At 59.0% G+C, this 14,965-nt stretch carries 11 protein-coding genes and 1 pseudogene; 3 read left to right on the forward strand and 9 right to left on the reverse strand.

Annotated elements, in window-relative coordinates:
* Positions 1 to 133 precede the first annotated feature (133 nt).
* Both ACIQY3_RS24355 and ACIQY3_RS24360 read right to left on the reverse strand, forming a co-directional pair.
* Positions 134 to 2,068 carry an RHS repeat domain-containing protein gene (locus ACIQY3_RS24355; RefSeq protein WP_403024641.1) on the reverse strand — a complete coding sequence of 645 codons (1,935 nt, stop codon included), beginning with the start codon at positions 2,066 to 2,068 and terminating at the stop codon, positions 134 to 136.
* A 114-nt stretch (positions 2,069 to 2,182) separates the two neighbouring features.
* Positions 2,183 to 2,905, reverse strand: a complete 723-nt coding sequence (locus ACIQY3_RS24360) for a hypothetical protein (protein ID WP_403024644.1) — start codon at positions 2,903 to 2,905, stop codon at positions 2,183 to 2,185.
* Positions 2,906 to 3,364: 459 nt separating this feature from the next.
* Between ACIQY3_RS24360 and ACIQY3_RS24365 the strand changes: the two are divergent.
* Together ACIQY3_RS24365 and ACIQY3_RS24370 are read left to right on the forward strand one after the other, a co-directional pair.
* A pseudogene (locus ACIQY3_RS24365) lies at positions 3,365 to 3,707 on the forward strand (DUF6124 family protein).
* 150 nt (positions 3,708 to 3,857) lie between these two features.
* Positions 3,858 to 4,487: a class I SAM-dependent methyltransferase gene (locus ACIQY3_RS24370; RefSeq protein WP_403024647.1), complete on the forward strand. Its 630-nt coding sequence runs from the start codon at positions 3,858 to 3,860 to the stop codon at positions 4,485 to 4,487.
* A 124-nt stretch (positions 4,488 to 4,611) separates the two neighbouring features.
* On the opposite strand, the gene ACIQY3_RS24375 is transcribed toward ACIQY3_RS24370, so the two are convergent.
* Genes ACIQY3_RS24375 through ACIQY3_RS24385 form a run of 3 tightly spaced genes read right to left on the reverse strand, consistent with a single transcriptional unit; the run spans position 4,612 to position 9,829 of the window.
* Positions 4,612 to 7,665 (reverse strand): efflux RND transporter permease subunit, encoded by a 3,054-nt coding sequence (locus tag ACIQY3_RS24375; protein WP_403024650.1) that lies wholly within the window; start codon positions 7,663 to 7,665, stop codon positions 4,612 to 4,614.
* Positions 7,662 to 8,729 carry an efflux RND transporter periplasmic adaptor subunit gene (locus ACIQY3_RS24380; protein WP_403024653.1) on the reverse strand — a complete coding sequence of 356 codons (1,068 nt, stop codon included), beginning with the start codon at positions 8,727 to 8,729 and terminating at the stop codon, positions 7,662 to 7,664. The genes ACIQY3_RS24375 and ACIQY3_RS24380 overlap by 4 nt, the downstream gene beginning before the upstream one ends.
* Positions 8,726 to 9,829 (reverse strand): efflux RND transporter periplasmic adaptor subunit, encoded by a 1,104-nt coding sequence (locus ACIQY3_RS24385; protein WP_403024656.1) that lies wholly within the window; start codon positions 9,827 to 9,829, stop codon positions 8,726 to 8,728. The genes ACIQY3_RS24380 and ACIQY3_RS24385 overlap by 4 nt, the downstream gene beginning before the upstream one ends.
* Positions 9,830 to 10,072: 243 nt before the next feature.
* Between ACIQY3_RS24385 and ACIQY3_RS24390 the strand changes: the two genes are divergently transcribed.
* A complete protein-coding gene (locus ACIQY3_RS24390) occupies positions 10,073 to 11,233 on the forward strand; it encodes an AAA family ATPase (RefSeq protein WP_403024659.1) in 1,161 nt (386 codons plus the stop codon).
* 221 nt (positions 11,234 to 11,454) lie between these two features.
* Here the strand turns inward: ACIQY3_RS24390 and ACIQY3_RS24395 are convergent, their stop codons facing one another.
* Genes ACIQY3_RS24395 through ACIQY3_RS24410 form a run of 4 tightly spaced genes read right to left on the reverse strand, consistent with a single transcriptional unit; the run spans position 11,455 to position 14,417 of the window.
* Positions 11,455 to 12,336 (reverse strand): transporter substrate-binding domain-containing protein, encoded by an 882-nt coding sequence (locus ACIQY3_RS24395; RefSeq protein ID WP_403024662.1) that lies wholly within the window; start codon positions 12,334 to 12,336, stop codon positions 11,455 to 11,457.
* Complete coding sequence (locus ACIQY3_RS24400; RefSeq protein WP_403024665.1) at positions 12,333 to 13,115, reverse strand: amino acid ABC transporter ATP-binding protein; 783 nt, start codon at positions 13,113 to 13,115, stop codon at positions 12,333 to 12,335. The genes ACIQY3_RS24395 and ACIQY3_RS24400 overlap by 4 nt, the downstream gene beginning before the upstream one ends.
* Positions 13,112 to 13,771 (reverse strand): amino acid ABC transporter permease, encoded by a 660-nt coding sequence (locus ACIQY3_RS24405; protein ID WP_123515920.1) that lies wholly within the window; start codon positions 13,769 to 13,771, stop codon positions 13,112 to 13,114. Before ACIQY3_RS24405 ends, ACIQY3_RS24400 begins: the two co-directional genes overlap by 4 nt.
* Entirely contained in the window at positions 13,752 to 14,417 is a 666-nt protein-coding gene (locus ACIQY3_RS24410; RefSeq protein ID WP_054047861.1) for an amino acid ABC transporter permease, read from the reverse strand. Before ACIQY3_RS24410 ends, ACIQY3_RS24405 begins: the two co-directional genes overlap by 20 nt.
* Between the last annotated feature and the right edge of the window lie 548 nt (positions 14,418 to 14,965).

A 14,965-nucleotide genomic window follows, 5' to 3' on the forward strand; every position in this document is an offset into this window, starting at 1 on the left:
ACAGAAAAGGAAGGACCCACCGTTCTCAGCAGGCGAGGAACTTCCTTGACTCTTATTAGGTATTTTTCACGAAAATCTTAACTTATCCTCTCTCAACAAAGATTAGCTCTATGTCCCTGTCACACCATTAACATCAGTAGCCTTTTAATTGCAGTGCAGTTAAATCCTCATAAAAACGCTCAAATATTTTTGTTTTATTTTCCGCTTCAAGAGCTACTTTCTCACGCGTCAGCCACGTGCTTTTAGAATATATATCACCGTAAAAATACGCATCATTTACTGAGGCGGCATGAATCACATTTACAGTTCCTTTTGCCCCACGGGCATACCGAATAGACAGTACATCCCACAAAGTCCCCGCAACCCCGCGCTCCGAGTCATTTAATGGGTTTTCATCAGAATCAAAAAACTTATCTCCCAGAACAGCCCTTACCCCGACCCCCGCACGAAGTGCACTGCCGGCTAGCAAATCCCCTCTTGCCGTTGGTGAGTCCATATACTTAAACCGCTCCTTCAAATACATAAATCCAATCTTGGCACTATTCGAACCAACATAATTAAGATTTTTGTAAACGTTCAGTTTTTCTCCTCCCGGTGTCATTTCTACTGTCATGCCCCTCGTCTTACGAGCAAGGAACTGCGCTGTCAGCATTGCGCTGTAAACAACTTTCCCCGTGGAATCAATGGTGTCACCACTCCAAAAATATGATCTGTCGACTGGCGTTTCAATGTTGGCACTAAACACAAACTCACCCAACGCTTTCAACTCTTTATTTCGAGCAATCACAATATTGACGAGCGCTTTGAATTTCTCCGCCGAATGAACTTCATCTCGGGAAGTCGTTAATGCACTTAATACCCTCAATGACATGCTTGCTCTGTCTGCATCAATACTAGCATCCTCCGCTTTTCGCATGTTGAAAGCGGCATCACCCCGTCTCATCAAACCAACAGGATCTCTATGGGAAATCGGCTCATTTTTAACAAACAAAAAATAATTTAAACCATCAGCAGATTTCGCTGGATCGGTATTTAGCCACCGTTGCAGCCAAGGTGCGTAATAGCGATACCCATAGTAATAAAGCCCCGTCGCATCCCGCTCTTTCCCCGAGTAGCGAATTGTTTTGTACTTCGCCACCAATGCACCTTTACCCGCCCAGCATGCCGTGCCACCGAACGGGTAATAGTGTTCAAGGGTTAACACGCCAGCTTCATCATCCAGTTCCAGCGCGCATGAGCCCAAGTGGTCACTTAGGCTGTAACGCAGATGATCGCTCCTGGTGTCATGTGGCCAATGCAGTGCTCGGACAGCATCACGCCCGGCGTCAACGCTGATTACATGGCGCTCGTCGCCGTCGCAGGCACGATGGATTTCCAGGCCTGGCAGGTAGCGGACTTCAGTGCAAAGCGTTTGCCCACTGGTTTGAATAAAAGACACTTTTTGCAAACGATGGCCAGGTCGGTCGTAGACGTAACATTGGTAGTCGTCAGGCGCGCTCTCACGCTTGACCAAGATCACCCGGCTCAGCTGATTACGAATGTCCCACGTCATTGCTTGCCCGCGTTGCAATTCCAACTGATTGCCAGCTGCGTCGAATCCCAGTGAGATATGGGATTCTTCTGGCAAAGAGCCGTCCTCCTGCTGAGCCAGGCTTCGGTTGCTGTGGATTGACGTAAACATCGAAAACCCCGGCGCTCCGCTGTGGCGCCGGGTGATCAGATTGCCCGCCGGGTCGTAGTCAAATGTCTGGGTGTAGTTGCGCCTTTGGTTGGGGTCCAGCGGTAGGTGCAAAAACCCCGGCAACGCTGGACCGTGACTCGGCGTGGCAACTTCCCAACCTTTGGCTTCGACCAGTTGATACAGGCTGTCGTAGCGATAACAGTTGATCGGTTCGATGCGTTGACTGTTGAAATGAATGACGGCTTGGGATTTGTCTTCCAGCTCGACAATATTACCCACCGGGTCGTAGACGTAATTCAGATCCTGCAAGGGTCTTTGATTGGGGACGCCGGCCACCAGCCTCAGCAACCGAGCGTCGTCGGCACCGTACTCCGCGAGGGTAATCACCCCGTTACCGGCGGTTTCGCTTTCGATCTGATCGTAAGCGTTGTAACGGATGTCACTGATCAGGCATTGCAGTTTTTTGCCTGTGCCTGACTGAAGAAGCCAAGTTTCACAGGGTTAACCGGCCACGTCGTGATGGAAGGTCCGGACATTGCCCATGGCATCGGTCTGGCGCCGGAGTTCGCCTGTTGGGTTGAATCTGTGGCGGGTGACGAACGAGTGCGCCTCCAGAAGCTCGTCTCGGGCATTGAGATCGAGCGGCCAGTCGGGTGTTTCGAGGTCGCTCAGGAAGCGTCGGGACTCCACCAGCACAGTGCCGGCAAGACCATAGTCGTTGAATACTTGATTACCGGCAGGGTCGTCATGCCGGATCAGTTGGCCGCACTGATTGTGACGCGCGAAGGCTTTATCAGCGCCCGCGTAGGTCAATCGTTCGACCACGTTTGGCGGCTCGCCTCGGGCCTGCTCCGTCACCGTAATCGGGCGCTGTTGATCGTCATACTCGCATTGGCGCTGACTGCCGCGACTGTCCCAAAACCAACACAACGAACCAGCCTGATCCAACAGACTGAGTTGCCAACCGGCGTCCACGCTATCCGTCAGCAAAGCCTGATCGCTCAAACCATAAATTGTGCCCAGGTTCGGTTTGGGTGCCGCTCCCCACAAGCGTGGGTCCCACGATTCAACCAAACGCCCCGCGGCATCGAAAGCCCGCCGAGTGATACGCGGTTCGATGGCGGGTTGGTCCGGGTGCCGGTAATAAGCAACGTTGCGAATCACCTGCATGCGCGGGTCCATGACCGACAGGGTGGGTGTGGCGGTGTCGTGGCGGGGATTCATGGTTACGAGCGTCCTTCGCACTGGAAGGTAAAGACTGAGCGCTTTTTTGTCGGTTCGAAACTGTAAGAACTAACAGGTGCGATGCTAACCGCAGTGAATTCTTCGACGCACAGGGAAGTTTTCCCACAAGAAAATCAGAGTGCCAGCAGGCCCGTTCCCTTTCATTTACAGGACATTTCCTAGATCATTTCGCTCGCTTGCGCCTGCCAAATCCGGTGGCTAGTCTTCGGCCCGTCACTGCTTATCCGTGATCGGGTTTAGTAGCCCGGATCAATAGGCGCATAGCATTCATGCTCATGTCCGGCACTTTGTTGGATGCTGAATATGGTGGCTGTGCGTGGGGCATCTTCGGGTGCACCGGTTTTCCTATTGACCGGCCTACTAACCTGCGCACAGCCGCCACCCAACGTTTAGTAGGCGAAGAGTGACGGCTCCAATGCAGCAATAGGAGCAACGCCCATGAAAAGATCCGTTCCCGATCCACCCTCCAACACCCCTGAAACCGACGCCCCGCACAGAGACCGATCCGCGCTCTATCGTGCAATCGATTTCTACCTCACTGGCGAACAACCTTCGGCCCCCGATGAACTGCGGTTCTACAACGTCAGCGACGATGAGCTTCGAAGACACGCAACTCTACGTGGCTGGCTTGCTGCGTTGCGCCTCAGTCACCGCATATCAGTGCGGCGACCAGCTCAAAGGGGCGGAGCGCGCCATGGTGTTTTCGGTGTGGCATTTGCTGGAGATTGCCAAAGCCATGGTGGATCGTTCCATTGATTGTCTGGGGATGAAACAAACCTGAGTCGTCAGGGACACCGCCATCGCGAGCAAGCTCGCTCCCACAGTGGACCGCATTCCCCTGTGGGAGCGAGCTTGCTCGCGAATGGCTGCGAAGCAGCCCCAAGGTTGATGGCGTATATTCGGCAAATCCCCATTGCCTGCGCAGCCCGCCATGAAACAAACCCCCGACGACCTCCAGCAGATCACCGCCACCACCCTGGGCCATTACAACTCGGTGGCCGAAGGTTTTCGTGAAGGCACTCGTGACCACGATGTCAGCCAGAATATTGATGCGTTGATGCGGCATATCCGGGGTGACGCGCCGTTCAGCATTCTCGACTTCGGCTGTGGGCCGGGGCGGGATTTGCAGACGTTCACGCGCATGGGCCACATCGCCGTCGGCCTTGATGGCTCGGAGAAGTTTGCACAGATGGCCCGGGAGGACAGTGGTTGCGAGGTCTGGCAGCAGGATTTCCTGAAGCTGGACTTGCCGGCTGAACGCTTTGACGGGATTTTTGCCAATGCAGTGCTGTTTCATATCCCGCGCCAGGAATTGCCTCGGGTGTTGAAGGAGTTGCGTGGGGCGTTGAAGCCCGGCGGGGTGTTGTTCAGTTCCAATCCGCGCGGGGAGAATCAGGAAGGCTGGAATGGGCCGCGGTATGGGGCTTATCACGATTTGCAGGCTTGGCAGGCGTTGCTGACCGAGGCGGGGTTTGTCGAGTTGGAGCATTACTACCGGCCGGCGGGGTTGCCGCGGGAGCAGCAGCCTTGGTTGGCGAGTGTTTGGCGTCGCGCCGACTGATCGTTCCCACGCTCTGCGTGGGAATGCAGCCAGTGACGCTCTGCGTCACAGCCTAAGGGACGCGGAGCGTCCCGAGAGGCATTCCCACGCAGAGCGTGGGAACGATCATTACAGGGTTTGTGCTTTACCGTGCTTCTTTCTTCGGCTCGCGGATTTTGTACCAGGCGACGTAAAGCGCCGGCAAAAATAGCAACGTCAGCAGCGTCGCGATGATAATCCCGCCAATCATCGCGTAGGCCATCGGCCCCCAGAACACTTCCCTCGCAATCGGGATCATGCCCAGACTCGCCGCCGCAGCCGTCAGCAGGATCGGCCGACGCCGATGTTCCGTCGCCTGCGCCACCGCATCCCACGGTTCAAGCCCTTCTTTCTCCAAGGCATCGATCTGCGTCACCAGGATCACCGAGTTGCGAATGATGATGCCGATCAGCGCCAGGATCCCGAGGATCGCCACGAAGCCCATCGGCGTACCGGTCGGGATCAGCGCCAGCACCACGCCGATCAAGCCGAGCGGCGCGACGCTGGCCACCAGGAACAGCTTCTGCACGCTGTGCAACTGGATCATCAGGAACGTCGCCATCAAGAACAGCATCAGCGGCACAACTTTGGCAATCGGCCCTTGGGCCTTGCCGCTTTCCTCGACGGTGCCGCCAGTGGCGACCTTGTAACCCACCGGCAAACCGGCAGCGAATTTGTCGATGGTCGGTTGCAGCTGTTTCACCAGGTCAGTCGGCTGAATCTCGTCGCGCACCGCCGCCTTAATGGTGATGGTCGGTTTGCGGTCGCGGCGCCACACCAGCGGTTGCTCAAGCTCATACCGAACCGTGGCGAAGGCCAGCAACGGAATCGACGTACCGCCCGGCGTGACGATCTGCAGGTTCTGCAAGGTTTCCGGCGTACCGCGCTCTGCATCTTCGGCGCGGCCAACAACGTTGATCAGGTAAATATCATCGTCCACCTGAGTAATCGGCGAACCGACGACGATGCTGTTCATCAGGTTGGCCACGTCTTCGGACGACAGCCCCAGTTGTCGCGCCTTGTCCTGGGCGATGTCGATACGCAGGACTTTGCCCGGCTCGTTCCAGTCGTAAATGATCTCGCCGATGTGTGAGTTCTTGTCGAGTTCGGTGGCCAGTTCGATCGCGTGTTTGCGCACCTGATCGATGTCCTTGCCGCTGACCCGGTACTGGATCGGCCGCCCCACGGGCGGGCCCATTTCCAGCGCCTGGACGTAGCTGCCGATGCCGACAAAATCCTTGCGCAGCCGCTCACGCAAGCGCTGGCTGAGCGCGGTGCGCGATTCCAGGCCTTTGCTGACGATCACCAATTGCGCGTAGTACGGGTTCTGCAATTGCTGGTCGAGGGGCAGGTAGAAACGGATCGCGCCCTCGCCGATGTAGGTGCTCCAGCGCACGATGTCGGGGTCGTCCTTGAACGTCGCTTCGAGCTTGTCCACGGCTTTGCGGGTTTCGTCGATCGAGGCGTTTTGCGGCAGGTTGAGGTCGACGAGGATTTCCGGGCGGTCCGAGGACGGGAAGAATTGGTTCTGCACAAACTGCATGGAAAACACCGACGCCACGAACAACGCGATGGTGATGCCGATCGCCCACCAGCGATTGCGCATGGCCCAGAACATGCCACCATTGAACGCGCGGCCGATGCGACCCGGCTCGGCGGAATGCGGTTTCACATTGGTGCTGAGGATGTGTACGGCGATCACCGGGGCGAACAGCACCGCGACCACCCACGACACCAGCATCGCCACGGCGATTACCGCAAACAGCGTGAAGGTGTACTCACCGGCGGAACTGGCGTTCAAGCCAATCGGCACAAACCCGGCCACGGTCACCAGCGTACCCGTGAGCATCGGGAACGCGGTGGAGGTGTAGGCGAATGTGGCCGCCTGCTCCTTGGTTTCGCCCATTTCCAGGCGCGTGACCATCATCTCGACGGTGATCATCGCGTCGTCCACCAACAGGCCGAGGGCGATGATCAGTGCGCCGAGGGAAATCCGCTGCATGGTGATGCCGCTGTATTCCATGAACACGAAGACCATCGCCAACACCAGCGGAATCGAGCACGCCACCACCAGGCCGGCGCGCACGCCGAGACTGATGAAGCTGACAATCAGCACGATCACCACCGCTTCGAACAATGCACTGGTGAAGCCGCCGACGGCTTTTTCCACCACGTCGGCCTGGTCGGACACGTTGTGCACGCCGACGCCCACCGGCAGGTCGGCGGTCAGGTCGGTCATGCGCTGGTGCAGGGCCTTGCCGAATTCCTGGATGTTGCCGCCCTTCTTCATCGCAATCGCGAGGCCGATGGCCGGGTGACCGTTGAAGCGGAACTCCGGGGTGGCCGGGTCGACGTAACCACGGCTGATTTCGGCGATGTCGGCCAAGCGATAGAAGCGGTCGTTGAGCCGCAGGTTGACGTTGGCCAGGTCTTTCTCGGAGGCAAACTGCCCGGAAGTACGCACGGAAATCCGCTCTGGCCCGGCCTCGATCACACCCGCTGGGGTCACGGCGTTCTGCGATTGCAGGCTCTGCACCACTTGGCGCTGATCAATGCCCAGCGCGGCGAGTTTGCGTGTGGAGAAGTTCAGGTACAGAACTTCGTCCTGCTCGCCGACCATCTCGACCTTGCCCAGCCCCGGCACCTCGCGAATCGCCGCCCGCACTTGCTCCACGTAATCGCGCAACTGGCGCATCGACAAGCCGTCGGCGGTAAAGGCATACACCGAGCCGAACACATCACCGAATTCGTCGTTGAACCCAGGCCCTTGCAGGCCTTTGGGGAAGTCGCCGCGAATGTCGTTGATCTTCTTGCGCACCTGGTACCAGATTTCCGGGATGTCCTTGGCACTGGTGGTGTCGCGCAGGTAGACGAACACCGTGGATTCGCCGGGCCGGGTGTAGCTTTTTACGTAGTCGAGGGAATCGAGTTCTTCGAGCTTTTTCTCGATACGATCCGTGACCTGCTTGAGGGTTTCTTCCTGGGTCGCACCCGGCCAGCGGGTCTGGATCACCATGGTCTTGATGGTGAACGAAGGGTCTTCCTCGCGGCCCAGGTTCATGTACGAGAACACGCCCATCAGCAGCGCGACGAACATCAAATACCAGACGAACGACTGATGTTTGAGGGCCCAGTCGGATAAGTTGAAACTCCCTTTCATCGCGGGCTTTCCTCGTCGATTTTGACTTTTTGCCCGGGTTTCAGGCTGTTCACACCGGCGCTGACCACACGCTCACCGGACTTCACGCCGTCGGCCAGCACCACCGTTGCGTCGGTACGGCTAATCAGGCTGACGTCCCGTGGGGAAACGGTCTGGTTTTGCGGATCGATCACCCAGATACGGGTTTTGCCATCGACCTCTTGCAGGGCGCTGACCGGCAGTTCCAGGCGCGGTTTGATCGCCGAACTGAGGGTCACGCTGATCGCTGTGCCGAGGCGAAAGCCTGGCGGCGTGTCGGTCAAAGTCAGGCGGGCGCGACGGGTGCGGGTTGCGCTTTGGGCCTGGGGTTCGATTTCGCGGATGATCGCGGTGCTGGTGATGCTCGGGTCCAGCTGCGAGGCGACCTGGAACACCACGTCCGTCGGCAGTTGATCGACCAGGGTGTCCGGCAGGTCGATCACCGCTTCCTTGATGTCCGGTTGCGCCAGGGTCACCACTTGCTGGCCGGCGGTGACGACTTGCCCGGCCTCGGCGTTCCACGCGGTGACGATGGCTTTGTGATCGGTGCGTAATTGCACGTAGTTGAGTTGGTCCTTGGACTGATCGACCGCCGCCTTGGCTTGATCAAGGGACGCCTGGGTGGTTTTCAGGTCGGTCTGGGCAATGTCCAGTTGCGCCTGAGCGCCGACCCCGCGATCAAACAAGGCTTGCTGACGGCGGGCGTTGGCCTGGGCGTTGATGAATTGCGCCTGAATGCGCGCCAGATCGCCCTCGGCGGAACGCAACTGGTTCTGCTGATCGGTGGGGTCGAGGGTCGCGAGTAAGGCGCCCTTCTCGACTTCGGCGCCGACATCGACATTACGGCTGGCGATACGGCCCGGCACACGGAAACCGATATTGCTTTCGTAGCGGGCCTGGATGCTACCGGCGAAGCGCCCGAGGTCTTCCTGACTCAGGGATTTGACCTCGATGGACAGCACCGGGCGCACCGGCTCCGGCGGTGGTTCTTTTTTCGAGCAGGCGACCAGCAGCAGGCCGGCGGACAACAGCATCAGGCGCTTCATTGGTCGGCTCCCGGTGCCAAATCCTTGTAGGTGTTTTCGGCGATTTCCACTTTCATTCCCGGGTGCAGTAACTGGCCGCCAGCGATGATGACTTTTTCGCCACCGTCCAGGCCGCCGCTGATGATGACTTTGCCGGTCAGGTAACGGCCGACGGTGACGGTGTGCAGTTGCGCCTTGCCGTCGGCGTCCACCAGCCACACGGCCGGGTCGCTGAGGTTTTTGGTCAGGGCTGACCAGGGTAGTTCCACTGCGGATTTGCCCGGTGTCTTCGCCGTGGCGCTGACCACCGAGCCGAGTTGCATGCCGTCGGGCAGGCCATGGAGGGTGACTTTGACTTGCACGGTGCCGGTTTGCGCAGACACAGCCGGGGTTATTTCCCGAACGGTGCCGGTGGTTTTGATCGCGGGGTTGTCGAGCAGGCTGACCACTACAGATTTGTCCGAGGGCGGTTCGGCCAGCAGCGACTCGTAGACGTTGAACACCGCATCGCGCTCGCCGTCCCGGGCCAGGCTGAAGATCGGCACCGTGGCTTGTACCACCTGCCCGACTTCGGCCTGGCGCGCGGTAATCACGCCCGGTGCTTCGGAGATCAGCGAGGTGTAGCTCAGTTGTTCACGGGCATTGGCCAGTTGCGCCTGGGCGGCGGTCAGGGCGCTCTGGCTGCTGCGCAATGCGGCCTGGGCCGCATCGTATTCGCTTTGGCTGGTGTAGCCCTTGGGCAGGAGTTTTTGCTGGCGCACGAACGCGGCGGCAGTCTGCTTGACCCGCGCTTGTTCAGCGACGACCTGGGCCTGGGCCGAATCGACGTTGGTCTGCAAATCCTTTGGATCGAGCTTGGCGAGTACCTGTTTGGCGGACACCCGGTCACCGACATCGACCATGCGCTGGATGATCTTGCCGCCGACGCGGAACGACAACTCGGTCTGCACCCGGGCCTGGACATCGCCGGTGAGGGTCACCGAAGCGGCGTAATCCGCGGGTTTGACCGCTTGCACGAAGACACGCGGCAGGTCTTTCTCGACCGGTTTCTTATCGCCGCAAGCGGTCAGCAGCGCGAACACGCCCAGCCCCACCACAATTTTCAATCCGGTACCCGCCATGCAGACTCCTTTTCGTTGTACGAACGTGCAAGTGACGATACGACTGTGAGCTTAGAACAGGGTTCCACGCATGCACGGGTTTGCTGCAAACCCTGTGGGAGCGGGCTTGCTCGCGAAGGGGGCCGGGTCAGTCAATGTCGATGCGACTGACAGACCGCCTTCGCGAGCAAGCCCGCCCCCACAAGGGATCTCCATGTGGCCGACAATAAGGCAAACTGGCCGCCTATGCAGCAGGAAGCGCTTATGCTCAAAACCCTCGCGGTGGCCAATTACCGCTCGATCAATAAATTGGTGATCCCGCTGGGCCGGCTGAACCTGATCACCGGCCCCAACGGCAGCGGAAAGTCCAACCTCTATCGCGCGTTGCGCCTGTTGGCGGAAACCGCCCAGGGTGGCGTGGTCAATGCGCTGGCCCGTGAGGGCGGGCTGGATTCGACGTTCTGGGCCGGACCGGAAAACAACACCCGGCGCATGCGCAGCGGTGAAGTGCCGATCGAGTCTACCGTGCGCCACGGCGTCAAACGTCTGCGCCTGGGATTTGCCGGGGAAGACTTCAGCTATTCGATTGCCCTGGGGTTGCCTGCGCCGACGCAGTCTTACTTTGCCCTCGATCCGGAAATCAAAAAGGAATGCATCTGGGCCGGACCGCTCTATCGCCCGGCCAGCCTGCTGGTGGACCGCGAAGGCCCGATGATTCGTGCTCGCGAGGGGCGCAACTGGGACGTGCTGGCCCAGCACACGCCGAATTTCGACAGTCTGTTCGATCAGGTTGGCAGTTTTCGCACCTCGCCGGAAGTCATGCACCTGCGCGAATTCATCCGCCGCTGGCGCTTCTACGATCACTTTCGCAGCGACGCCGATGCCCCGGTGCGTCAGCCGCAACTGGGTACGCGCACGCCGGTGCTGCACCACGACGGCCGCGACCTGGCGGCGGCGTTGCAGACGATTCGTGAAATCGGCGATCCAGAAGCTTTGCAAGCGGCGATCACCGATGCGTTTCCCGGCGCACGACTGAACATTGCGCCGTTGCAGGGTGGACGGTTTGCCATCGAGTTTTATCAGGAAGGGTTGTTGCGGCCGTTGTCGGCGGCGGAGTTGTCGGACGGTACGTTGCGTTATCTGCTGTTGGTCGCCGCGCTGCTGACGCCGCGGCCACCGTCGCTGATGGTGCTGAACGAGCCGGAAACCAGCCTGCACCCGGACCTGTTGCCGGCATTGGCGCGGTTGATTATCCGTGTGTCCGGGCAGTGTCAGGTATGGGTGGTGTCCCATGCCCGGCGGTTGATCTCGGCGTTGCAGGAAGACCCGGAGTGCAATTGCATTGTGCTGGAGAAGACCCTGGGCCAGACCGGGATCGTCGGGCAGCGGATGCTGGATGAGCCGGCGTGGCATTGGCCGGATTGAGGGGTGTCAGCTAGAACCACCCCTCACCCTAACCCTCTCCCCAGGGGGGCGAGGGGACTGACCGAGCTGTTCTTAGAGCTACATCGACCTGAAAAACCGAGCCGAACTCAGGCTTTGAAAGCGACAGAGATCGGCTCCCTTTCCCCCTCTCCCCCTTGGGGAGAGGGCTGGGGTGAGGGGTTGGTTATCAACCTCACCGCAGAACAGAAGTCAGCAGAAGATCACCCCTGCCACTTCCCACCCTCGACAATCACGCTCTCAGGCTTGGTGTCATCGCTCAGTTCTTTACGCACATATTGGTCGTAGAGCTTGAGCAGATACTTCTCTTCACCCAACTTCGCCAACTCGGTATTCACCCAGTCTCGCAGTTCGATGTTGCCCTTCTTCACCGCCGGCGCGATCGGCGCTTCGGCACCCAGGGTTTGTGCGAGTACGCGGTAGCCGGGGTTCTGCTTGGCCCAGCTGAACAGCACCAGATTGTCTTGCGCGTAAGCATCGCCGCGACCATTGGCCAAGGCTTGCAGGGACTCGGAGTTTTTCTCGAACTTCAGCAATTTCCAGTCCGGGTGATTCTTGGTCAGCCAGATATCAGCTGTCGTACCGGTGGTGACGATGGTGGTGCGGCTCGCCAGGTCGTCGAGGTTTTTCACCGAGCTGCCCTGTGGCACCAGGGCCTGCACCGCAACCTTGAGGTTCGGGTTGGTGAATTCCACCGCTTCCTTGCGCTCCGGGGTCACGGTCATGTTGGCCAGGATCAGGTCAACCTTGTCGCTTTGCAGAAATGGAATCCGGCTCGCCGGTTCCACCGCGACGAACTCGACTTTGTTTTCATCGCCGAGCAAATCCTTGGCGAATTGACGGCCGATGTCGGTATCAAAACCAACGTAGCGCCCCGCTTCATCGACGAAACCAAACGGCGGCTTGTCGGTAAACACGCCGACAATCAGCTTGTCCCGGGCCTTGATTTTCTCCAGGTAGCTGGCCGGCGCGGCGCTTTCGCTGGCGACTTTCTGCTTCGGCGTTTCTTCGGATTTGTTGCAGCCGGCCAGCAAAGCGAGGCCGAGCAGTGGCAGTAAAAAGAGTGAAGACTTGGCAGTTTTCATAGCAGTTCCAGTTCCTTTGTTTGAGTCTTTTTGGGCAGGGCTTCGACGTAGGAGAATTTCTCCAGGAACTGCTGCGCTCGTGCGGTTTGCGGGTTCGTAAAGAAAAGCTCGGGAGGGTTTTGTTCGAGGATGCGCCCGGCATCCATGAACACGATGCGGTCGGCCACGGCGCGGGCGAAGGCCATTTCGTGGGTGACGATCAACAGGGTCATGCCTTCGCGGGCCAGGCCCTGAATCACTTCCAGCACTTCCTTGACCATTTCCGGGTCGAGGGCGGCGGTGACTTCATCGAACAACATGACCTTGGGGTTCATGCACAGCGAACGGACGATGGCGATGCGTTGCTGCTGGCCGCCGGAGAGCTGGCGCGGATAAGCGTCGCGCTTGTCCAGCAAGCCCACGCGTTCGAGCAACGCTTCGGCCTGGGCGCGGGCGTCGCGGCGATCACGTTTCTGCACTTTGACCGGGCCGAGCAGCAGGTTATCGAGCACGTTCATGTGCGGAAACAGGTGATAACTCTGGAACACCATGCCGATCTGCTGGCGTACGTCGCGCCAATCGGTGCCCTTGTCCAGCAACTCGCGGCCGTTGAAATTCAAGCTGCCGCTGTGGGCGACTTCCAGGCCATTGAGGCAGCGCAGCAAGGTGCTTTTGCCGCAGCCGCTGGGGCCGAGGATGACGATGACTTCGCCCGGTTTCACACTCAGGTCGATCTCTTTGAGCACCTGTTGCTCGCCGAAAAATTTGTTGAAGCCTTTGAACTCGATCAGTGCGCTCATGCTTGCGTCCAGCGCCGCTCCAGCACGCGCGAGGCGGCCGAGAGCGGGTAGCAGATGAAAAAGAAAAACAGGAAAAGAGCGCCGTAGATCAGCACCGATTCGTAGGTGCGCTCGATGATCTGCTGGCCGACCTTGATCACGTCCACCACACCGATCAGCACCGCCAGGGAACTGGTCTTGATGATCCGCGTGTAGACGTTGATGGTCGGCGGCGTCATACGTTTCAACGCCTGGGGCAGCAGTACGTAGCCATAGAGTTGCGGGCCGTCCAGGCCGATCGACAACCCCGCCTCACGCTGGCCGCGCGGCAACGACAGCAACGCGCCACGCACCACTTCGCCGACCTCGCTGGCGCCCCACAGCGACAGCACCAGCACGGCGCACCAGAAGCTCGGGATGCTCAGGCCAAAGAAAATCGGCAAACCGAAAAACAACAGATACAGCCAGACCAACACCGGGATCGCCCGGAACAGCTCCAGATACACCCGCAGGATCGCGTTCAACCATTTCGAATTCAGCGTGCGCAACACGCCGTAGAGCACGCCGCCGACGGTGCTGATGGCGATGCTTAGAAACGATATCGACAACGTTTGCGCAGCGCCCTTGCCAAGTTGCGGCAACGACACCCACAGCAACTCAAGACCCGAACTGGCCATGCTGGAGCCTCCTTTCCAGACGGCTGAGGAGCAGCGACAGCGGCAAGAACAACAGCACGCAAATCAGCGTCAGCACGGCGAGCATTTCGTAGGTTTTGTAGTAGAGCGCGATGTAGCTTTTGGTGGTGTAGAGAATCTCCGGCACCGCCACCGCCGAGACCACGGTGGTTTCCTTGAGCAGGAAAATGAAATTGGCGAACAGCGACGGCAGGCTGAGGATGCCGGCTTGCGGCAGGATCACGTAGCGCAGCAATTGGCCGTGGGACAAGCCGATCGAGCGTCCGGATTCGAGTTGCGCCTGGGGCACCGCATCCACGCCGGCACGCAGCACTTCGGTGAGGTAGGCGCCGCCGAGAAAGGTCATGGTGATGATCGCCGCCGCGAAACCGGAAACGCTGATGCCCAGCGCCGGCAAGGCGAAGTAGACGAAGAACAACTGGATCAGTAGCGGAGTGTTGCGCGCCAGCTCCACGTACAGCCCGACCAGGCGCTGCAGGTAAGGCGTGCGGAACACCAGAATCGTCGCGTTGATCAGTGCCACCAGCAGCGACGTGCCGATGGCAATGAAGCCGACCTGCAGCGTCACGCCCACGGCTTTTAGAAACGCCGGCAGGGTGCTGAGGATAAAAGCGTAATCGAAGGTCATTGAACATCCTGGACGCCGCTCGGTAAGCGACGGTGGTGCAGTCCATGGGCGGCGGATAACCACCCGGCAGGCACCGACTTTAAAGGTATAAAAAGAAGAATTTAAATACCGTTAAAGCATATTGATATCACGCAAAAAACTATCCCCCGGATTTGCGGCGGCAACGGAAGACGACTATTTTCCTTTGCGCTGTAGGAAGGATCTATTTTTCAAAAAGACCCTCCAAGGACGCACAGCTTCTGGCCAGACTCCCTCGGCCGAACCATCACAAGGAAGAGAAAAATGGCTGACGCAAAAGTGCCGCAACGGCTGGACCCGCAGGACATCGTGAAATTGCTGGTGGCGTTGCGCCGGGCGTTGAAGGCCGGGGTGGCCTAAGGGCGATGATCGTTCCCACGCTCTGCGTGGGAATGCAGCCCGTGACGCTCCGCGTCACATCCAAAGCCGAACGCGGAGCGTCCGTTGAGGCATTCCCACGCGGAGCGTGGGAACGATCAAAAAAGATCGCAGCCTCGTTTCACTCGACAGCTCCTACAGGGATACGCATT

It is taken from the genome of Pseudomonas sp. NPDC096950, from assembly GCF_044762525.1.
Lineage (GTDB): Bacteria > Pseudomonadota > Gammaproteobacteria > Pseudomonadales > Pseudomonadaceae > Aquipseudomonas.